This is a genomic window from Bacillus sp. OTU530, from assembly GCF_038440375.1.
Genome location: NZ_JASATP010000046.1, coordinates 22,705 through 44,388, shown reverse-complemented (window position 1 = coordinate 44,388; position 21,684 = coordinate 22,705). Strand labels below are relative to the sequence as shown.

Here is a 21,684-nt window from a genome sequence, read left to right as displayed (position 1 = left end):
AAAAAAAAAAATTTTTTTTTTTGTTTAAACGGGGCCCGCCCCCCCCACCCGCCCCCCCCTGACCTTGGGCGGAGACAGAGGCGTAGTTGCCCTTATACTGCATTCCTAAAGTTCCTTACTACGTCGAATGGTCTCCTAGCTAGAAATGTATACTTTCTTACAGTGTAAAAAAATTCAATACCCGTGTGTAATAAAAATCAGCCAAGTGCTTTTTCAAAGAAGCCTTGGCTGATTTCGTATGTATTCTCTCCTTGGATAATCGCAGTTGATAAGAATCAGTGTATTCTGTAGTGATGCAAGAATTACAAGGAAAAAAGCAAACCTTCTGGCACACAAATAAGACAACAGAAGTATCTGTATAACACTATTCATTTTTGCAAACGATCATTGTATTTACACCAGAACTGTTTTACCTGCAATTGTTAAAATTCTTCATAAGTAGCAGGATCTTGATTGTTAATTCTACCATCTGGACGAGTTAATTCTGCGATCATACTCATTTCCGTTTCAGTTAGGGAAAAATCAAAAATTGAGAGATTCTCAAGTTGTCGTTCAGGAGATGAAGATTTAGGAATTGGGATTGCCCCTAGCTGATAGTGCCAACGTAAAATAACCTGTGAAATCGTCTTGTTATGAGAGTCAGCAATCCTTCCAAGCGTTTCATTTTGTAGAACGGCACTTGCTCGAGCTAATGGACTCCAGGACTCTATTGTAATGTTGTTCTCTTCGTGCCATATTCTTTGTTGTTCCTGGTTAAAGAATGGGTGTAATTCTATTTGGTTTATGCTTGGCTTCGTGCCAGTTTCTTTTTCTAAACGTTCTATATGTTCAGGTAAGAAATTACAAACACCAATTGAACGAATCAGCCCCGATTTTTTAGCGTCAAGTAATGCTTGCCAAGCTTCTACATATTTATCCTGCTTAGGATTAGGCCAATGAATAAGGTATAAATCATAATAATCTAGATTTGCACGGTATAAGGATTCTTGAATGGTAGTAACCGCTTTATCGTACGCTTGATAACGACCCGGCAATTTGGAGGTAATTCTTAGTTCCTCCCGTGGAATCGAACTTCGCCGAACAGCTTCACCTACAGTCCCTTCATTTTCATAATTATAAGCAGTATCAATTAGTCGATAACCTGCGTCAATTGCGCTAGTTATAGCATTGGAACCTGCATTTCCATTCAGGCTATATGTACCAAGACCTATAACTGGTAAAGTAAGGCCATCATTAAGCGTAATCTCTGGGATTGATATACTCATAATTAATCACTCCTTTTCAGTAATATTTTAAGATTATCATCTGTATGAACAGAAATTCAAATAATTGAACTGCTGTTTCCTTGTCAGATTTATATAAACTATAATCGTTAGATTTCCGTACTAACACAATTGAAAAAGCTGTTCATCTTTCCAACAGCCTTTTCAATTGTAATCATCAAGTTTGAAAGTTAAATAGTTCTAAAAGCCCATCCTGTGTGACAATATCGGCAAGCGTATATTGATCTAATACATTTAGATAAGCCTGAAGTGCATCATGTAGGATATGTTTTAACCGGCAGGTAGGACTCAAAATACAAGTGTTTTTTTCACTATTAAAGCATTCCACCATATGGAAATCTTCCTCTGTTTTACGAATAACAGCTCCTATGTTAATTTCATCTGGCTTTAATGCAAGACGGATTCCACCGTTTCGGCCTCTTATCGTTTCAATAAAGCCAAGCTTACCAAGTTCATGGATCACTTTCATGAGATGGTTTTTGGAGATGGTATATTTTTCGGCGATATCCTTAATGTTTGCAAGTTGGTCATTATTTTGCATTGCTAAATAAATCAGAACCCTTAAGGAATAGTCAGTATATTGTGTTAGGCGCATTGCCTCGACCTCTTTCAAAACAGCATGTAATTACTTTTATCTTACTATATTTTTTTAGGAATACAAAAGGGAGATACCCATTAGCAAGTTATAAGTTTGAAAAAAAGCAAATTATGTCTAATTTGTTAAAGATGTATTTTAAATATTGCTTTTAAGTAAGGTTATCACTATGATAAAGATATATTTAAAATACATCTTTAAATAAGTCATAAAAAAACAGACACATGGAGGTTATCGCTATGTTAAGCGCAAAAACAATTGAGACAATTAAAGCGACCGTTCCCGCGTTGGAAATTTATGGAGAAGCAATTACAAAGCGTTTTTATGAAATGATGTTTACGAATCATCCTGAACTTTTAAACATCTTTAATCATATGAATCAAAAGCAAGGGAGACAACAAGGAGCGCTTGCAAATACTGTATATGCAGCAGCCCAGCATATTGATAAGCTGGAACAAATCATTCCTGTTGTTAAGCAAATTGCACACAAGCATCGCAGCCTCGGTGTAAAACCAGAACATTATCCTATTGTTGGTGAGCATTTATTATTAGCAATTAAGGACGTATTGGGTGATGCGGCAACAGATGAAATTATTGATGCATGGGGTGAAGCATACGGTGTCATTGCTCAGGCATTTATTAGTATAGAAAAAGAAATGTATGATGAGGCAGAACAGCAAGAAGGTGGATGGGCAGGATTCAGAACCTTTGTTGTGGACAAAAAGGTAACAGAAAGCACGGCTATCACATCATTTTATCTAAAGCCGCAAGACACTCAACTTCTTCCTTCATTTCTGCCTGGGCAGTATATTAGTGTAAAAATAAGTGACCCAGGAGAACAGTATACACATATCCGCCAATACAGTCTATCAGATGCACCAGGGAAAGACTATTATCGGATTAGTGTAAAGCGTGAGCGTGGAAACAACTACCCTGATGGAAAAGTGTCCAATTACCTTCATAATCAAATAAAAGAAGGAGATACATTGGAAATAAGCGCTCCTGCGGGAGACTTTACATTAAATATGAATACTACTATACCTGTTGTTTTAATCAGCGGTGGAGTTGGCTTAACGCCAATGGTAAGTATGCTGAATACAGTTGCAGAAAAGCAACCTGAACGTGATGTAACATTTATCCACGCAGCTATTAATGGAGAACACCATGCACTGCGTGATTCTGTTGAAAAGTTGACACAGGAAAAGAAACATGTAAAATCCTTTATCTGCTATGAGGCGCCAACGGAAAAAGATCGTGCAGCGGGTAATTATGACAAGGAAGGCTACATCGATCTTCCATGGTTAAAAGAAGTGCTGCAATCAAATGAAGCTGACTTTTACTTCTGCGGACCACTTCCATTTATGAAAGCTATTCGCAGTGCACTTTTAGAGTGGGGAGTACCGCAAAATCGAATTCATTTCGAATTTTTCGGACCTGCTGTGAATTTAGATAAGAAAGAAGAAGTAACTCAAAATTAAAGCGAAAGATAGAACTGGAAGAAAATTGGGTTTTTCAGGTTAATTGTATCTATTAACAGGGGCGTGTTGAACGATTAGTTAATAGAGGGGGAACGAGGAAGCTAAGTGTAGGACTCATCAGGGTGCCTATGCTTAGCTTTTTTTACTATTTCTAGTTGAAATCAACAAAACTAATGTACACCTATAGGGCATAGTTTACATTCAACACAAAAAATCCGTGTTCCAATAAGAAAGGAACACGGTCATACAAATTAGGAGGAAGGTTTTATGGAATACCTCAAACTTTCCCTTCATACGCTGTAGCAAAGACAAGCAGAGGTAAGGATGAAACAAACGATTTCTCACTATCAAATTGAATACAAGATGACTATGAGAAATCGAGTTGTAGGTGAATATATTACTTTCCTATGAAAAAATGTTATAATTATTTTTCATAACTATATATGAATAGAACTTTGTATCGATTTAGTGTAGGAGAGGTGAATCATGGTTAAGAACACACAAAACAAAGAACTTCAGAGGGGATTAGAGGAAAGACATATTACCCTAATGTCTTTAGGGGCTGCGATTGGGGTCGGCTTATTTCTTGGCTCGTCTACAGCCATACAGACAGCAGGGCCGGGAATATTAGTCGTATATGCCATCGCTGGACTTATTATGTTTTTTATTATGAGAGCCCTTGGGGAAATGGCGATCCAAAAGCCTGTTGCCGGTTCCTTCAGCCAATATTCGCATGATTATTTAGGACCACTTGCGGGATACTTAACTGGATGGACCTATTGGTTTTTATGGATTGCCACCTGTATGGCTGAAATTACAGCTGTAGGTATTTATATGCAATACTGGATTCCTGACATCCCGCGCTGGCTTTGGTCGTTAGCCGCACTATTGCTAATGTCATTAGTCAACTTCCTTGCTGTAAAAGCCTATGGTGAATTGGAGTTCTGGTTTGCCCTTATCAAAATCGTCACAATTATTTTAATGATTGTGTCCGGTGCTGGAATGATTATTTTTGGTTTTGGAAATGGCGGGATTGCGACTGGCATTCATAACCTTTGGAGCCACGGAGGATTTTTCCCGCACGGTATAAACGGACTGTTAATGTCGATGCAAATGGTCATGTTTGCCTACCTTGGAATTGAAATGATTGGCGTCACTGCCGGGGAAGTTAAAAACCCGCAGAAAAACCTGGCTAAAGCCATTGATAATGTGTTCTGGCGGATTCTTATCTTCTATGTTGGTGCATTATTTGTGATTATGTCGATTTACCCCTGGAATGAAATCGGCTCAAAAGGTAGTCCGTTTGTGTTGACCTTTGAACAACTTGGGATTCCAGCTGCAGCAGGCATCATCAACTTTGTTGTTTTAACAGCCGCACTTTCATCTTGTAACAGTGGAATTTTTAGTACGGCGAGAATGCTGTTTAACCTTGCTGAAAATGGAGATGCACCCAAAAAATTAGGGGGAGTAACAAAAAATGGCATCCCAGGATTCGCTGTTATTTGTTCAGCCGTTGTTTTATTGATGGGTGTTCTATTAAATTATGTTGTGCCGGCCAAGGTATTTACATGGGTAACGAGTATTGCCACGTTTGCAGCTATTTGGACATGGGGAATTATTTTACTATCACAGATAGCTTACCGCAAAAACTTAAATTCTAGTGAGAAGAAAACGTTGAAATATAAGGTTCCTTTTTTCCCATTGTCATCGTATATTTCGCTCGTGTTTTTAGCCTTTGTTCTTGTCGTGATGGCTATTAGCCCAGATACACGAATTGCCTTATATGTTGGCCCATCTTGGATCATACTTTTAATTGCTTTTTACTTTTTAACCGGCTTACATAAAAAGAATTCAAAGGATAGAATAAAGGAAGAGCATATCAGCTAAGCAGCAAGGAGGATTTATTGGGGCTGCTGACAAGCTAAATTGCCGAACACTAAGGCACAAAATATAGTAATAACAAAGAAGATGAACCACTATCCTGTAGTGATTCGTCTTCTTTTGCTTTTGGTCTTTATTTGTCAACATCCCCTAGGGGGTTGCCTTTTTATATAGTTTTTGGTAATCGGCATTAGTAGATTTATTTAGAAAGTATTTGTATTGTTACTTTTGTAGTAAGTCCCTTTGTGGTCTATGACAGCTATTCTGTCTGGGGCTGCCTGTTGGTATAACATTCGAAAGCGGAAGTCATCTTTTAACAACTCCTTACTCGATGGTTCTTAATGGCTTTGCTGGATTTCCTGCTACAATCGTATTAGGAGGTACATCTTTTGTAACGACTGATCCTCCCGCAACAATGGAGTTATCACCAATCGTAATTCCAGGCAAAATGACACAGTTCCCCCCAATCCATACACTGTTACCGATCCCGATTGGTATCGCATATCCACTCTTATTCCTATCTTTAGGTTCTATCGAGTGTCCAGCGGTATAAATTCCAACATTCGGACCTATCATGCAGTCATCGCCAATTCTTACTTCTGCCATATCTAAGATTGTGCAGTTATATCCAGCGTAGAAGTTCTTACCAACGTGAATGTTATAACCTAAGTCACAGTGAAAATTGTGTTCAATACTAACATTTTCACCTACACTTCCGAACAACTCTTGAATAAGGTTTTCTCTTTTTTCAAAGTCCTCAACGTCACTTCTGTTAAATTCCTGAACGAGTTTATGAGCACGAATACTCTTCTGTTTCAATTCTTCTGTTCCTCTTTGGTACATAATTCTTTCTTTATCTGTTTGAGCCATATTGCGTCTCCAATCTTATTAAAATTAGACTCTTATCTAAAAAGCTGGTGGAGTTACTGAAAAAAGTATAGCAGCATTTTTATCAAAGTTATTTTCCCATTTATGCTTCATATGTGCTGGTATTTTTACACTGTCACCAGATTCTAATATGAATTCCTCATCATTTAAAAACACTTTAATTTTACCTTCTAATACATAAGCAACTTCTTCTCCTTTATGCCCCAACAGTTTCTCGGATGAAGCTGTGTTCGGTGGGAAATTCATAATGGCTGCTGCAAGGTTTCCAGTAAAATCAGGCGAAACGAGCTCATAAGATAAGTTTTCAATGATCATTTTCTTTCGGCTATTCGATCTAACAACTAAATTCATCGTGTTGGTTTCTTCAATGAAGAAACTAAATGTAGGAACATCTAGGGATTTCGCTAAAGTTTTAAGGGTTTGAATAGAAGGGTTTGCTAAGCCACGTTCAATCTGGCTTAACATTGAAGGTGTTATTTCAGCTAACTTTGCTAGTTCTCTAATACTTAAATCTTTAGTTTTCCTATACTTTTCAACCTTCTTACCAATATCTATATTTTCCATTGCTATGCACTCCTTGATAAAAAACGTTAATTTTAATTTAACATCTTTAAATAAAACTTAACAACTTAAACGGTTTGTGTTAAATTTTATTTAACGTTTGTTTAATTAGATTTTAATTCACCTTGATGGTTATAATCAAGTCGATTAGGAGGATTAACTAAATGAAAGAGATTGAATGCAGAAATCTACAAACATTAAAAGACCACTATCCTTTACTAAACAAACTCATTTCGATGGAAGAAATATTGTGGTTAAATCCTAATGTTAAAAAATATAAAACAGGAATCGGAAATTCTCCCCTTACTCAAGATAATGTAGAGGATGCAGAGGAAAGATTGAAACGTTTTGCTCCATATATCGCAAGGGTCTTCCCAGAAACAAAAAAGCTGAATGGGATAATAGAATCTCCTTTAGTGAAAATTCCTTCCATGAAACAATCCTTAGAACAGAATTATCAACAGCCTATATTAGGTGAGTTATTGCTTAAGTGTGATAGTCACCTTCCTATATCAGGGTCTATAAAAGCAAGAGGCGGGATTTATGAAGTTCTCAAACATGCCGAAGAATTAGCTCTTCAACATCAATTGTTGACAATTCAAGATGACTATTCAATTTTAGATAGCGATAGGTTTCGAACATTCTTCTCACAATATTCAATCGCAGTAGGTTCGACTGGGAATTTAGGACTTAGTATAGGCATCATGAGTGCAAAGTTAGGTTTTAATGTGACTGTTCATATGTCTGCTGATGCAAAACAATGGAAAAAAGACTTGCTTCGAGGAAAGAATGTTCATGTCATTGAATATGAAGCGGATTATAGTAAAGCAGTGGAGGAAGGTCGAATCCAAGCAGATGGGGACCCTACATGTTATTTTGTGGATGATGAGAATTCTCATGACTTATTTTTAGGATACGCCGTGGCAGCATCTCGATTAAAAAAACAATTAGAAGAGTTAGAGATAACCATTGATGAAAATCATCCTTTATTTGTTTACCTTCCATGTGGAGTAGGCGGTGGTCCTGGCGGTATAGCTTTTGGCTTGAAGTTATTGTATCAAGACCATGTTCATTGTTTCTTTGCTGAACCTACCCACTCTCCATGTATGTTACTTGGTTTAATGACCGGACTTCATGATAAGATTTCTGTACAAGAAATTGGTATTGATAATGAAACAGACGCTGATGGGCTTGCTGTTGGAAGAGCATCTGGATTTGTGGGTAAAACTATGGAACCGTTTATAAGTGGTAATTATACGATTAGCGATGAACAATTGTATAAATTATTAAAGGAACTAGTTGATACAGAGGGGATTCATCTAGAACCTTCAGCACTGGCAGGCATGATAGGACCAATTAAATTATATAAAGAAGGGGCAGATTATTTACTGAAGCACAATTTAACAGAAAAAATGAGTAAGGGTACGCATATTGTTTGGGGGACTGGTGGAAATATGGTTCCTGAAGAAATGATGAAGCAATATTATCAAAAAGGATTGAATGTAACACGGGGTTAGTTGATCCCCGTGTTTTTTATTTTAGACAATCACATTTAAATTTAGAGAAATTACGTCAAATAAAAAAGAAAGTCACACAGACCGCATATTTTAGAATAAAGTTTAGTAAAAAACGTTTATAATCCTTAATGTATCAACGTTTTTATAAAAATACGGACTATATTTTGATCAATCTTTTTTATAAACACCGTAACTTCATTTCAAAGCCATAATACAGAGTAGAACGAAACAATAACTAACTAAACAAACACAAAACTTTTACCTATCTATTTAGGTGTGAAGTTTGAGTTAATAAATAATACTGGATGTCTCTTTTAACTTTTAATTAAGAGTATGGAAATTGGGTTGAGTAGTTGCTAAATTGCTTGTATGCTTGATCCAGTTTTTGCTGATCTTCAGCTTCAAGCTTATACCAGCCATTTTGAAACATTAAAGTATAGAGCTCACGGCAGCTTTGATGTGTTTCGTTTAGTATTTGAAGTATGTCGTTATGAAGCTGATCGTGGCTTGCTTCACGTACAGCGATATTTAAACTGTCTGTTAAATGTTTACAAGCGCTGAGACCATCGTTGATAAAATCACGGTCATTCATTTCTGGTCCTTTCACTTTTGGCAGCTGGCCTGTTTGTTGATTCGCAATTTGGTTACTGTTTTGATTTTGCTGAGTTTGCATTTTTGCTACCTCCATTTTTTATTACTGTAAAGGATGAGAATTCGGTAAATGTGCTAATGCTTCATTGTTATTAACCTGCAGATGGGGGAGTAATCTTTGATAGTGATTTTGGTGCATTTGCCCTGTTTTTTCCAGTGCTTGTTTTATATCAGGATTGTTTACCTGCTCGGCTAGATGATGAAATTTCTTAAATGCTAGAAGCTCCCATGATAAGACATCTTTAATGTAAAGCAAATCTTTCGTCGTAATCGCTCTAGGTGGATTAGGAATCTGTGGTTGATTCATTTGTGTTTGCATTTGCATTGAAAAATCTCCTTTCGTTTTCATATCTGGCTTAGAATTAGCAAATAATATCCAGAATATACAGGGTTCTTTATTCAACTGATGAAGCAAATTAGTTGAACATAACATTTCAAAACAATATGATTATGGGGATGGAATATTAAGGAATTTGAAGAAATAATGGAAATTTAAAAATCAAATTTGTAGTTAATAGAATGGATGATACTATGAATGAAAAAAGAATAAAGATACTTGCTATTTCAGGAAGTTTACGAAAGAACTCTTCTAATACAAATATTTTATATGCTATTTCTAATCTGAAATCAGAAAATATTGATTTTCATTTTTATGAAGGACTGGAACATCTCCCACATTTTAATCCTGAAATAGATACAGAGGATCCTCCTTCTTCTGTTAAAGACTTACGCGAACAATTAAAAACTAGCTAAGGGCGTAATAATATGCACTCCAGAGTATGCTAGGGGGGTTCCAGGGGTCCTAAAAAATGCTCTTGATTGGGTTGTGTCTTCGGGAGAACTCATGAATAAACCAGTTGCTGTTATTAGTGCTTCTCCACATAGTTCAGGTGGAGATAAAGCTCATGAGTCAATTATGCTCACATTGCAGATGGTCGAAGCAAAAATACCAAAAGAAAGCACACTACAAATTGCTCATGTAGGAACCAAGATTAATAATAAAGCTGAAATCTTAGATTCCACAACAAAGAAACAGTTAAAGTCAGTGCTTAATTCCCTTATTTCATCTATTTTTAATCATACATTTTATAATATTGAGGACATAAGCGATGATGAAAGAAAATTTCCGAATTAGCCATTCGTTAGCCCAAACAATTGTAGATGCAGCAAAAGAAGTGGTTGGAAAGGACATCAACTTTATACAATTAGACGGAAAAATTATTGCTAGTACTGATCCCAGCCGAATTGGCTCCTTTCACGAAGCTGCTTTTCAAGTAAAAGAAAAGAGAACGGTAGTAGAGGTTTCTGAGAATAACACATTCAAAGGAACGAAAAAAGGCATTAACTATCCGGTTATGATTGACCAACAGATGCTTGGTATCATTGGTATATCAGGTGATCCCGAAGAATGTAAATCGTTAGGATTTTTACTCACAAAGATTACAGAAGTATTGATTAAAGAACAAACGATGGCAGATAAAGTTTATTCTTTAGATGAACTACGTTCCTCTATTGTGCGCATGCTTATTTTTGAGGATGAAAAAAATAATGCTTCCATGAAGGACTATTTACAACAGCTTCAATATGAGCTAGAAGAGGTTGCGTTTGTAAGTGTCATCCATATACATGGGTTAAACAATCCCTCTTCACTTCCTGTTAATATGCACGATATTTTACTAAAGCAAGGAATCAAACTCTTTACTTATTTGTTCCCAAACCAATATGCTATCATTGTTAATGAATCGCAGTATGAAACGACAGTACAAATATTAAAATCGTATTTTGATTCCATGCAGATAAGTTGTTCTATCGGAATTGGCAGCATCAGTGCTTTAGAAGAACTCGCGACGTCCTATAAACATGCAAAGTTTGCCTTAAAATATGCCCTTTCAAAGCAAGTACGTGTATGTGAATACGCAAAACTTGACTTAGAAATGATCATGGAAAATATTGATCCCCATATAAGAAATGACTATGCTTTGAAACTAGTGGGTAAGCTTTCGGAAGCAGAAAGGACACTCTTACACACCTACTACAAGTATAATCTTTCTTTAAAAGAGACAGCTGCGGAGTTATTTATTCATAAAAATACGCTACAATATCGTCTTGACAAAATTGCTGAAAAAACAAAGGTAAATCCAAGAGAATACCATGATTCCGTTAAACTTTATATTGCTCTTTTGCTTCAAACGCTTTAGTTTGAAGTTTTTTGCACTTTAAGAAAGTATAAATTTCTAGCCAGAAGACAATTCGACGTAGTGGAAAATTTTAGGGATAAAGTATAAGTAGGGCTACGCCTCTGTCTTCGCCCAAAGGCAGGGATCGCCAATCGGCGGGTTTTCTTTATTACGGGAACCAAAATTTTGTCTAATTATTTGTTACGTAGCCCATAACATCCTCATTTTACTTCGTCTATAATTAAACATAAGTAAAGGAGGTCTTAAAAAATGAAGGTTTTAATTGCTATCGATTCATTTAAAGGAAGCATTTCTTCCATAGACGGCAGCAAAGCCATTTCTTTAGGAATAAAAGATGTCGATCCTGATATAGAGATTGTGACCCTTCCTTTAGCGGACGGCGGAGAAGGAACTGTAGAAGCGTTGGTTCAAGCAACCGAAGGACAATTTGTCAAAAGGGAGGTAATAGGCCCGTTACATGAGAAGGTAGATGCTGTATACGGTATTTTAGGAGATAAAAAAACAGCAGTGATTGAAGTGGCGGCAGCATGTGGTTTACCACTTGTTCCTTCTAACAAACGCAATCCATTTATTACAACTACATATGGAGTTGGTGAACTGATTTGCGATGCGATAGAGAAAGGATGTCGCGACTTTGTCATCGGGCTTGGAGGGAGTGCTACAAATGATGCGGGCGTTGGGATGCTTCAAGCATTGGGGTTTAAATTCTTAAATCAGTACAATGAAGAAATCGGTTGGGGAGGAAAGGAACTGCAACACATCCACAAAATCGATGTAGCCGATATACACCCTGAGCTCCAGGCTTGCACATTTAAAGTGGCTTGTGATGTGAATAATCCTCTTTATGGACCAACCGGAGCTGCTTATATTTTTGGTCCCCAAAAAGGCGCAACAGCAGAAATGATCAAAGAGCTTGATCAAGGGCTTGAAAACTTTGCACAGATTGTTCTGGATGAGCTAGGTATGGATATTCATAATATAGCTGGTGCAGGAGCCGCCGGTGGACTTGGAGCTGCATTTGCAGGCTTTTTACATGCAAGTCTCCAGTCTGGAATCCAATTAATTTTAGATCTCATTGCAATGGAAGAAAAGATACAAGGTGCCGATTTTGTTATTACAGGGGAAGGAAGGTTAGATGGACAAACTTCAATGGGGAAAGCTCCCTTAGGTGTGGCACAATTAGCACATAAACACCATATCCCAGTAATTGCACTAGCAGGCGGTATTTCAGAGGAAACATCAACCTTAAATAAACTTGGCATAACTTCTTATTTCTCTATTATGAATGCACCAATGTCTCTTGAAGAAGCAATGGATTCAAAAATAACTTTTGATAATTTACGATTAACTACTAAGCAGTTATTTCGATTGATTCGAGCGGTTCGTTAATGATGATCAAAGTGTAAGCGAACATCGGCAACTCTCTCAAGAAACTCATAACACATTCAACAGAGAAGCCTTGTATCAGTGTATTGATTGATTACCTGAACAGCTTATTTTTGTTAAGACACACAACAGAAGATTAATTAAATAGACTACTTAATATAAATAATTCGAATTATCGGGAGCTATAGAAAAAATACTACACAAAAAGTGGCCACAAGGGTCACTTTTTGTGTAGTATTTTTATTGTTTATGAGATAACATGTCGATGTATGCTTGGATAATTTCTAATATTTGATATCCCATGAGAGATACTGCAGTAAAAGAGAAAAAACCAATAACAATAAAACGAATCCACATAATAGATCTTCTCCCTTCATATGGTAATAGATGCTAATAAATGACTCTAAAAGTCATCTATACCCTTAAGGAGAACTTATATGAGGCATGATGCCACATCCTCTCTTCATACGCTTACGAGGTTAGCTGTCGGGCTCGGGATTAGAGAGTTTCCCTACCTTAAAAGGATTCGCCCCTAGTGACTTATAATCACTGGTTTGGTTCCCCCGCTCCTAATTCAGGATTCAGCAAAAAATTTTTTGGTATTTTATAGATTACCATATTTTAACAATGAGTGCAAATGAAATTTTTTGGTTGTGGTGCAAAACTCGTTTGTGACATAAAAAAATATGCATGTGTCATGCGACTTGCATTTTGATGAGAGGATAGCATCTATTTCTCCACCTGGTTTATCAATTCGCACTTTCCAAATAAGTCTTTTCTTCTTCTGCTGTAGCAAGTCTTGTGGCTATTCCAACGTTTCCACCTTGCCATTTCCAAACCTGATTATGAACCTCAACACAGTGGGAGAAATCACCCTTTTCCCATTCTCTTAGAGCTTTCATATAAAAATCATACTGAGAAAGATGGTCTTTATTTTTCTCAACTATTGCAATTGTTGCCTTAATGTTTTTTGAAGACATTCTAGTAAATGTCCATTTCTCATTGGCTGCTACCTTTTGGTGAGTCATTCCATGAAGAATGGTTTGTACCTCTGCATCAGTAATCATTTCAGACTTAAAATCAACTTCATCTTTGATTTGAACCTCAGTTGGTCCTTTTTCAGCCTTGGTTGAAGTCTTTACATTCTTACTTTCCCAATGGTCAATATAGGAAAAAGTAGCATAAACACTTCCTACGAGTAAACCGATGGAAATCGTAATCCACATTAAAAACTTCATTATTGATTTTGTCATAATATCCCCCTGTTGGAAAATCCTTTATTGCTCATTATAACATCTGAATAATTTGGATGGTCTACAAGTGAGAAAGAAGACTTATTGAACTAGCACTTAGTTTTGGTTATCAAATACCATAGAAAAGTGATAGATGATGACATATCTGAACGTGCAAAAGAAATATTTCTTAATTAAAAGTGCAGGACAGTTTAATTTTTGATGTGTGTTTTTAACTTTCCTAATATTAAATCATGTCAGGATAAGCATTTACTTGGTATAATGTATCATGCAAACAGGAGGTAGATAGAAAAAATACTTCTAGTGATGTAATACTGAAATGCAGGGAGAGGGAACAATTTATGGAGAATCAAAAAGAAATTAGTTCCGCTAAATTAATGTGGAGAATGACGCGACCTCATACATTAACGGCGACATTTGCTCCTGTCATATTAGGGACAGTTGCAGCACTTTATGAAACCAAGATCCATTGGCTTTTATTTATTGCGATGATGCTTGCATGTTTAGCATTGCAAATTGCAACGAATTTATTTAATGAATATTATGATTTTAAACGTGGATTAGATACTGCTGATTCTGTTGGAATTGGTGGTGGAATCGTCCGTCATGGATTGAAGCCAAAAAATGTTTTAACAGTTGCGATTGTATTGTATATCGTGGCAGCATGTATCGGTGTGTATATCTGCATGAATAGTAGCTGGTGGTTAGCGGTCATCGGTTTATTCGGGATGGCAGTTGGCTATTTATACACAGGTGGTCCATTCCCAATTGCGTATACGCCACTGGGAGAGTTATTTTCTGGATTATCAATGGGGACAGGCTTTGTACTCATTGCTTTCTTTATTCAAGCCCATATGTTAACAGTTGAAAGTATATTGATTTCCATTCCGATTGGGATTTTAGTAGGGGCAATCAACATGTCGAATAACATCCGGGATATTGATGAAGACATTAAAGGTGGAAGAAAAACGTTGGCTATCCTCCTTGGAAGAGAGAAGGCAGTGGCAGCCCTAGCTATTTCCTTTTTACTTTCCTATTTATGGATTGTAGCGATTGTATTGCTGGGTTATGTAAGCCCTTGGGCATTGGTTATGTTCCTAGGTTTAAAAAAGCCAATTTCTGCCATTCGAAGTTTTCGAAAAGGAGCAAAAGAACCGCAATATATGCGTGTAGCAATGAAAGCAACAGCGATCACAAATACGATTTTTGCCTTCCTGTTATCAGCAGGACTATTAATTAGTTATTTGTTTTAAATAGAAAAGCATTCCCGAACGGTAGAGGGGATGCTTTTTTCATTTATTTCACTTTAAGAATGTATAAATTTCTAGCGAGGAGACAATTCGACGTAGTGAGAAATTTTAGGAATAAAGTATAGGGACAACTACGCCTCTTTCAAAAATTATGTAAACAAACAATACCCTCTATGTCACTTGATTGGAGGGCATTGTTATAGGCTTTTAGATACGTTGAATTTTGATAGTATGTGATTAACATGCATAGGATATATACTGTTCCTTGTTCAACTACGGGCAGGCTAGTTGAATAAGAAAAATTCTATATTGAATGGTTTTTATCTTTAGCATAATTTGGTGATGCACTAGAGTGTGTTAATATGCGGCCTAATACTTTTTCAGTAAATGGCATAAAGTAATTAAGTATTAGCCCTCCTAAACAAACGGTTAATAAAGTTCCAATGCCAATTGGTCCATGTAAAATCATTGCCATTATCAAGAATACGAGGTAAATGAATGTTCTCGAAAAAAATATGTTTGTTCTAGTTAATTCTTGTATGATTAATGTTAATCGGTCAATTGGAATCGGTGCAAAATTTGTGTGTAAATATGTTGCAGTTCCTAATCCGATAACAACTAAGCCGATTCCAAAACAAACAACTTTGCTGTACCATAGTTCGGGTGTTATCAAATTGTGTAATAAAAAAAGCCACATATCAATACCAATACCTGTTATAAATGCTGTTAACAACCCTAAAACTTCTGGTCTTTGTCTTTTTAAAAATGAATTACAACATATCAATATTAAAGCCAGTATGATTTCCCAACTTCCCACAGTAAGCCCCACATTTATGGACAGTCCTACTAAAAGTGCATCAAAAGGTGAAGTTCCAAGGTCTGATTGTATGGTGAAAGAAATACCAAGGGTTAATACTAAAATTCCTAATACATAAAAAACATATTTCACTTGATTCGACCTCTTTATTATTGTTTTTTTTGTTGCAAATGCAACAAAATTAAGTTATATTTAATATATGCCATTTTTGTTGTATTTGCAACAAAATACATACTAAGGAGTTAATTATGAAGGAAATTCTTCGTGAAATTGGAATGATAGCAAGGGCATTAGATTCTATAAGTAATATAGAATTTAAAGAATTTGAACTTACAAAAGGGCAGTATTTGTACCTTGTGCGAATATGTGAAAACCCAGGAATCATTCAAGAAAAGTTAGCTGAGATGATAAAAGTAGATCGAACAACAGCAGCTCGTGCTATAAAAAAACTTGAAATGAATGGCTTTATTGAAAAAAAGGAAGATAAACATAACAAAAAAAATAAAAAACTCTTTCCAACAGAGAAAGGGAAAAATGTTTATCCTTTTATAAAAAGAGAACATGATTATTCCGATATCGTTGCATTAGAGGGATTTTCCGAAACAGAAGTAGAAACCATTTTCAATCTTCTTCAAAGAGTAAGAAAAAATGTAGAAAAAGACTGGGAATTTGTAAAAAAGGGAAACAAGAGAAATTATTGATTGTATAAGGGAGCGACGTATTTAAATGACTATAGATATAAAAAAGTGTATCCTTGAAGATTCACGCAAACTTCAAGAAATTAGTTATGAAACATTTAGTGAGACCTTTAAGCATCAGAATTCGCTCGAAAATATGAACGCCTATTTGGAAAGGGCATTTAACTTAAAACAATTAGAAAAAGAATTATCCAATATTTCTTCGCAATTCTTGTTTGTTTATTTTAATAATGAAGTTGCTGGATATTTAAAGGTCAATACCAATGATGCTCAGTCGGAAGAGATGGGTGATGAATCACTTGAAATCGAGAGGGTTTATATAAAGAGCAAATTTCAAAAACATGGGCTTGGTAAATATCTGCTAAATAAGGCTATAGAAATTGCGTTGGAATGTAATAAAAAGAAAATCTGGCTAGGCGTATGGGAAAAAAATGAAAATGCTATTGCCTTTTATCAGAAAATGGGGTTTGTTCAAACTGGAGCTCATGCCTTTTACATGGGAGATGAAAAACAGACAGATTTTATTATGACTAAAGAATTGGAGTTAGCTGGAGAATAAACTCCTTGTACGTACTTCCTGTATTGAGGTTCCTACACGGATGACATACTTACGATCTGGCCTGCTCGTTGGCTGACTTCTTCATAATACTCCATTAAAAATTGGGCGACTTTATAGAGGGACTTTCCAGCATCCGTGAGACGGGTACCATGATTGGTCCGGATTAAAATATGAACGCCGATATGTGCCTCCAATAGATTCATCTGCTTCATAATCGCAGCAGCAGATTTGGACAAAAGTGGAAGCTTTCCTGAAAGGACTCGGGACAGACCATATTGACCGGTATTATCAGCACAGAGTGAATGTGGAGGAAACGGTAAAAATAAGAATACTGGTCAAAGCTTATTTGTAAAGTGCTTCACTTAAACGAACGGTTAGGTTAGTTGAACAAGTTATAAATTCAATAGTTTAAATTTAGAGAGCATTTCTTTGTAATGAGGAATGCTTTTTATTTTTGTTTACACTGTAAGAAGAAATTTCTAGCTAGAAGCGAATTCGACGTAGTCAGAAATTTTAGGAATACAGTGTAAGTCCAACTATGCCTCTGTGTTCGTCCAAGAGCAGGACTCGCCAAACGGTGAGTTCTCTTTAAAATTAAAGTTTATTTAACAATAAAAATAACATAAAAATAAATAAAAATTTATTGGAAAACGATAAACAGTGTGTTAAATTTCAAAATGACAGTAAATAAGTGAGGTGCTTTTTATGAAACAGGTATCAACCTGGAGATATTCTGGAGTACAAAAGTGACGAAGACACTCAGTAATAAAGTAGGGATATTTAATATTATGAACAAAAGGACGAAACGTCTAAATCCATCATTAAAGGAGGACCTATATGAGCAACGAACCTATCATCAGCTTGAGGAATGTGACCAAACGGATTGGCCGAGCTACCATCATCGACGATCTTACATTTGACGTACCGCAAGGGGAAATTTTCGGCTTCCTTGGCCCAAATGGGGCTGGAAAAACCACCACAATCCGTATGATTGTTGGACTGATGTCGATTACTAAGGGTCAAATACTGATTAAGGGAAAAAATATCAAAACCGAATTCGAGCAAGTAATCCGGCACGTAGGTGCCATCGTGGAAAGTCCAGAAATGTACAAGTATCTGAGTGGCTACCATAACCTCGTTCATTATGCCCGCATGGTGCCGGGGGTAACTAAGGAACGGATTGATGAAGTGGTGTCGCTGGTTAAGCTAGAAAACCGCATCCATGACAAAGTCAAAAAGTACTCGCTCGGCATGCGCCAGCGTCTGGGAGTCGCCCAAGCACTGTTGCATCGGCCGTCCCTGCTCATTCTCGACGAACCGACGAATGGTCTTGACCCGGCGGGAATTCGCGAGCTGCGCGATTATTTGCGGGCAATATTGTTCTGGAGGCACTTCAGCGGTTCGATTGGAGTAAGTATCTTTTGTTGGCCAACACCGATCTCACCCAGTACCTGACTGGACATCCTTTCCAAGAGGGAATGACATTGTCCTTTTCCATCGGGGTACTTGCTGTCTATTTCCTCGTGTTCAATCTAATTTCCTGGCTCTTTTTTACACGTAGAGATGTGGCAGCCTAAACTTGTCGACATAGCCGATATAAATATCTTTCAGCATTGATCATGGCTGTGCGCCTATCCCTCTAGCCTGAACGGTGGGGGATGCTCCATGATTTTTTTGTACACTTTATGAAATTTACATCAATTTCAATAATAATTAATAGAATTGGTTCATTATCAACAAAAGATTCTATGAAATAAGCGGAATAAGTGCGGTGAGTGTAGCCGGGCTAAAAGTACCTAAAGGTATACCTTTGGGAACACACTAAAGGACACATCATGTTCAGATGTGTCCTTTAGTGTGTTCCGCTATCAACTTAACTGCTCTCTCATACTCAAGTCTAACTTCTTCTTTACTCAATCCTTTTATTTCTCCCCATACGTCATACGATTCTTTATTCAAACTATCAGCTTTCGCCCGAAATTCTGCCGCCAATACTTCATCATCATAGTATTCAGCTTCCCATGCTAAAGCGTAGTACTTAGCTCTATCCCTATAAATTTCTAAAAGACGTAGTTCTTTCTCACCTACCTTGTCGCGATATTTCTCTAATTCTATTACTTGAGAAGCCTTTGGCTTGTCCATGTTTTCATCCCCTTTTTAGTCTTGTATTATCTCAATTGATTCTCCCCAAAACCTAAGCTTTTTACTGCTCTCCTCAAATAATTTACCAAAGTCACTCACCTTTCTTCAACTCCAAACCTACGCTACCTGATAACTTTGTTACCGTCATGCATGCGTATCTAGGATAGATCGAAAAGAACGTCGGCCGGATATGCTTGGTAAAATACTTCCCTATCCATCATTTTAGTGTCTGAGTAGGAAGATATGTCTATTGGGATTCTTTGCTTTTGTTTCTGTGAAACCCGTTTATGAGGTTTAATGCGTAATAGTCTATAATCTTTGAAAAAATCAAATTCATGTTCCTCCAACTTATAAATGAAAATAATACCAAAATTATAACATATTATTAAAAAACCACATTATGTTCAAAGGTTATAAATATATTCAGATTAACAGATTTTTTAAGTTGTAGTTTCTGCTGTTAAAAGTTTGATGAAAAAACTAGGATAAACGGTTCTGATGCAAAGACTAAAGGGGTGTTTTTATAGTAAAAAGTGAAAAGAAGATCTGAACTGAAAGGTGGATTAAGGAACTGTTGAGTGGCAATCAAGTTACTCCACTAAAGGGACAGATTGTAGATGATATCTTCTGGGAAATTGGATATTAATGTTAAAATAGATGGGGAATGTGAAGGAATGTACTTAAACTATATGGTAGTTTAGTGCAATAAGGATAATTTGAAATTCTAATGAAAAAAGGCGAAATTCCCCCAAATTACAGTAGTGGATATATCCAGTATAATTACCATTAATATTATATTAAAAAAGTTGAAAAAGGGAGAATTTTCAAGATGAGCTTAACTACATTTTTATATTTTTCAACTTATACCATTACTGATTTTTTAAAGATAGTATAATGGTAGTTATATTTTTTTCTTTTTAATGAAAATCTTTGATAAAAGACAAACGAAATAAACGTAATTCAATTTAATCATTCTTAATATATGGAGTATAAGAATGATGGTGAATATTAAAATTTAAAGTTGAGAGGTTGGTTATTATCGTAAAGAAAAAATCTGCTAAATATAGATTTTTAGATAGAAACTTAGGAGCAAAGGAAGATTGGGATGAATACATGGCAGAACATACGCCTAGTCCTAGTACAGACAGAATGTTAAAATTGCAAGAAGAGTATGGTGATGCGACGAATTATGGATTAGGAAGAGAAAAATGGTTCAGTAATGATTTTTTTATTAATAGTTTAGTTCTGAATTTTCTTAGGGACGCAGAGGGTAAAGACGAAGAACTGTTTGAGGAGCTCAAAAAAGTCTACATTGGTTATATGGGCACGCCCGGAATGACAGTGGAAGCAATGAATATGGACGAGGAATCCGAGGGTTATCTAATCATTATGAACTTTGATATAGATTTACAAATGAAACTAATGTGCGATTTGACTTCTTCTTATTTATATAGCTTACATACTAATGTAAAGAATGGGGAATATTTGAACCAACTTATAGACATGCAAGAAAGCTTATTGCATTTGGTGAACAAGAATGCGTTCTTAGATAAAATAATGAACGGTCAAGTTAAAGAGGAAGGTATAGTGCTAGATGCAAAAGACATTACACACAAGCAACATATAACAACAGACTTATTTGAAGCAGGTATGTCGTTTATAATAGGACATGAAATTGGACATCATGTCTTAAAACATACAGAGTCCGACGCAACACCTGAAAGAAAACGTTTAGATGAATTTGAGGCAGATAACTTTGGATTGGATCTTGTAATTAAAGGGCTCAAGAGAAGAAAAAAGAATTATCTATTTGCCCCTTTAATGGTGATTCTAATGCTGGCACTTCCTGAAGCAAAACCAGATGAACCTAGTGAGGAACATCCTTCACCGAAGGAGCGGTATCTCAACCTACTTAGTAAGTTGTCTGAATACGATGAGGAATTAGCACAAGAACTTCAACAAATCTTTCAAAAATTAGCCGCATGGATTTATGATGGTACTCTTTTTAGTAACCAAAAAGATTACTGGGATACAGAATGGTGGATATAAAATAAAGATAAAGTTAGCGATTCTTCATTTCATAAGAAGGTTGGTGTCCAGTAAGTATTTTAATTCAACTAACGTGGTGCGTTAATGGAATAAGGAGATCTAAAATAATCAAACTTATTTATAAAAACAGTTCTTAAAAATAAAAGAAAGCTATCGTTTTGATCAATCTTTACTCAAAACGATAGCTTTTTAAATGCGATGAAATTAAGCATAATTCGTGATTTTTAATCAAACTTTATTATAAAGCTACAATTAGCTAATTAAGATAGAGGATGAGCAGGACTTTATGGGGGCTAAATCATAACTAAACAAACGGTAACACCCCTCTCGGCCGTTGAAAAAAGAGGGGTGCGCCAAAAAACAAGAAGGAGAAATGAACAAACTTGCAAGTAGAGGAGCTCTTGTCCATTTCCTTGTTAGTATATCTTTGAAATAACTAAAATATGTCCTAAAAATATGCAGGATTTTATGCAAGAAA

Annotated in this window: 19 protein-coding genes, 2 pseudogenes and 1 riboswitch; of the genes and pseudogenes, 11 read left to right on the top strand and 10 right to left on the bottom strand. The window is 36.2% G+C overall.

All coding sequences use genetic code 11. The features are described 5' to 3' along the window. Positions 1–422: 422 nt before the first annotated feature. On the bottom strand, positions 423–1,265 hold the full coding sequence (locus AAHB12_RS24515; protein ID WP_342047698.1) for an aldo/keto reductase: 843 nt from the start codon (positions 1,263–1,265) through the stop codon (positions 423–425). A gap of 175 nt (positions 1,266–1,440) precedes the next feature. Further along, complete coding sequence (locus tag AAHB12_RS24510) at positions 1,441–1,878, bottom strand: RrF2 family transcriptional regulator (RefSeq protein ID WP_342047697.1); 438 nt, start codon at positions 1,876–1,878, stop codon at positions 1,441–1,443. 239 nt (positions 1,879–2,117) lie between these two features. Between AAHB12_RS24510 and hmpA the strand changes: the two genes are divergently transcribed. Together hmpA and AAHB12_RS24500 are read left to right on the top strand one after the other, a co-directional pair. Then, positions 2,118–3,356: an NO-inducible flavohemoprotein gene (gene hmpA, locus AAHB12_RS24505; RefSeq protein WP_342047696.1), complete on the top strand. Its 1,239-nt coding sequence runs from the start codon at positions 2,118–2,120 to the stop codon at positions 3,354–3,356. A 486-nt stretch (positions 3,357–3,842) separates the two neighbouring features. Further along, positions 3,843–5,243, top strand: coding sequence for an amino acid permease (locus tag AAHB12_RS24500; RefSeq protein WP_342047694.1), 1,401 nt, complete (start codon positions 3,843–3,845; stop codon positions 5,241–5,243). Between the two features lie 318 nt (positions 5,244–5,561). Here AAHB12_RS24500 and AAHB12_RS24495 read toward each other — a convergent pair whose 3' ends face one another. After that, the gene (locus AAHB12_RS24495; RefSeq protein WP_129728271.1) at positions 5,562–6,107 is read right to left on the bottom strand and encodes a sugar O-acetyltransferase; all 546 of its coding nucleotides are present in this window, start codon (positions 6,105–6,107) and stop codon (positions 5,562–5,564) included. Positions 6,108–6,143: 36 nt separating this feature from the next. After that, positions 6,144–6,689 carry a cupin domain-containing protein gene (locus AAHB12_RS24490; protein ID WP_129728272.1) on the bottom strand — a complete coding sequence of 182 codons (546 nt, stop codon included), beginning with the start codon at positions 6,687–6,689 and terminating at the stop codon, positions 6,144–6,146. Positions 6,690–6,850: 161 nt separating this feature from the next. Between AAHB12_RS24490 and AAHB12_RS24485 the strand changes: the two genes are divergently transcribed. Beyond that, on the top strand, positions 6,851–8,203 hold the full coding sequence (locus AAHB12_RS24485; protein ID WP_342047691.1) for a D-serine ammonia-lyase: 1,353 nt from the start codon (positions 6,851–6,853) through the stop codon (positions 8,201–8,203). A gap of 325 nt (positions 8,204–8,528) precedes the next feature. On the opposite strand, the gene AAHB12_RS24480 is transcribed toward AAHB12_RS24485, so the two are convergent. Beyond that, a complete protein-coding gene (locus AAHB12_RS24480; RefSeq protein ID WP_129728274.1) occupies positions 8,529–8,876 on the bottom strand; it encodes a spore coat protein in 348 nt (115 codons plus the stop codon). A gap of 21 nt (positions 8,877–8,897) precedes the next feature. Next, positions 8,898–9,173, bottom strand: a complete 276-nt coding sequence (locus AAHB12_RS24475; protein WP_446715607.1) for a ferritin-like domain-containing protein — start codon at positions 9,171–9,173, stop codon at positions 8,898–8,900. A 212-nt stretch (positions 9,174–9,385) separates the two neighbouring features. On the opposite strand from AAHB12_RS24475, the pseudogene AAHB12_RS24470 reads away from it, so the two are divergent. The 3 genes and pseudogenes from AAHB12_RS24470 to AAHB12_RS24460 all read left to right on the top strand — a co-directional run bounded on the left by AAHB12_RS24470 (position 9,386) and on the right by AAHB12_RS24460 (position 12,441). Continuing rightward, positions 9,386–9,989, top strand: a pseudogene (locus tag AAHB12_RS24470) (NADPH-dependent FMN reductase). Continuing rightward, positions 9,964–11,052, top strand: a complete 1,089-nt coding sequence (locus tag AAHB12_RS24465; protein ID WP_342047686.1) for a CdaR family transcriptional regulator — start codon at positions 9,964–9,966, stop codon at positions 11,050–11,052. The pseudogene AAHB12_RS24470 and the gene AAHB12_RS24465 overlap by 26 nt, the downstream one beginning before the upstream one ends. 249 nt (positions 11,053–11,301) lie before the next feature. After that, entirely contained in the window at positions 11,302–12,441 is a 1,140-nt protein-coding gene (locus tag AAHB12_RS24460) for a glycerate kinase (RefSeq protein WP_342047685.1), read from the top strand. Positions 12,442–12,890: 449 nt separating this feature from the next. After that, a riboswitch (cyclic di-AMP (ydaO/yuaA leader) is annotated at positions 12,891–13,035 on the bottom strand. 152 nt (positions 13,036–13,187) lie between these two features. On the opposite strand, the gene AAHB12_RS24455 is transcribed toward AAHB12_RS24460, so the two are convergent. Next, positions 13,188–13,691, bottom strand: a complete 504-nt coding sequence (locus tag AAHB12_RS24455) for a DUF6241 domain-containing protein (protein WP_342047683.1) — start codon at positions 13,689–13,691, stop codon at positions 13,188–13,190. A 341-nt stretch (positions 13,692–14,032) separates the two neighbouring features. Between AAHB12_RS24455 and AAHB12_RS24450 the strand changes: the two genes are divergently transcribed. Next, positions 14,033–14,944, top strand: a complete 912-nt coding sequence (locus tag AAHB12_RS24450; RefSeq protein ID WP_342047682.1) for a 1,4-dihydroxy-2-naphthoate polyprenyltransferase — start codon at positions 14,033–14,035, stop codon at positions 14,942–14,944. A 301-nt stretch (positions 14,945–15,245) separates the two neighbouring features. On the opposite strand, the gene AAHB12_RS24445 is transcribed toward AAHB12_RS24450, so the two are convergent. Continuing rightward, positions 15,246–15,890, bottom strand: coding sequence for a YczE/YyaS/YitT family protein (locus tag AAHB12_RS24445; protein WP_342047680.1), 645 nt, complete (start codon positions 15,888–15,890; stop codon positions 15,246–15,248). Between the two features lie 116 nt (positions 15,891–16,006). Between AAHB12_RS24445 and AAHB12_RS24440 the strand changes: the two genes are divergently transcribed. Together AAHB12_RS24440 and AAHB12_RS24435 are read left to right on the top strand one after the other, a co-directional pair. Continuing rightward, a complete protein-coding gene (locus AAHB12_RS24440) occupies positions 16,007–16,459 on the top strand; it encodes a MarR family winged helix-turn-helix transcriptional regulator (protein ID WP_129728282.1) in 453 nt (150 codons plus the stop codon). Between the two features lie 25 nt (positions 16,460–16,484). After that, positions 16,485–17,015, top strand: coding sequence for a GNAT family N-acetyltransferase (locus AAHB12_RS24435; protein ID WP_129728283.1), 531 nt, complete (start codon positions 16,485–16,487; stop codon positions 17,013–17,015). A 32-nt stretch (positions 17,016–17,047) separates the two neighbouring features. Here AAHB12_RS24435 and AAHB12_RS24430 read toward each other — a convergent pair whose 3' ends face one another. Further along, complete coding sequence (locus AAHB12_RS24430; RefSeq protein WP_129728284.1) at positions 17,048–17,251, bottom strand: LysR family transcriptional regulator; 204 nt, start codon at positions 17,249–17,251, stop codon at positions 17,048–17,050. Positions 17,252–17,852: 601 nt separating this feature from the next. Between AAHB12_RS24430 and AAHB12_RS24425 the strand changes: the two are divergent. Continuing rightward, positions 17,853–18,392 (top strand): annotated as a pseudogene (locus AAHB12_RS24425) (ABC transporter ATP-binding protein); the annotation flags it as partial. Positions 18,393–18,854: 462 nt separating this feature from the next. Here AAHB12_RS24425 and AAHB12_RS24420 read toward each other — a convergent pair. Beyond that, positions 18,855–19,157, bottom strand: a complete 303-nt coding sequence (locus AAHB12_RS24420) for a hypothetical protein (protein ID WP_129728287.1) — start codon at positions 19,155–19,157, stop codon at positions 18,855–18,857. A 1,029-nt stretch (positions 19,158–20,186) separates the two neighbouring features. Here AAHB12_RS24420 and AAHB12_RS24415 point away from each other — a divergent pair. Next, complete coding sequence (locus AAHB12_RS24415; RefSeq protein ID WP_342047677.1) at positions 20,187–21,206, top strand: hypothetical protein; 1,020 nt, start codon at positions 20,187–20,189, stop codon at positions 21,204–21,206. The last annotated feature ends 478 nt before the right edge of the window (positions 21,207–21,684 follow it).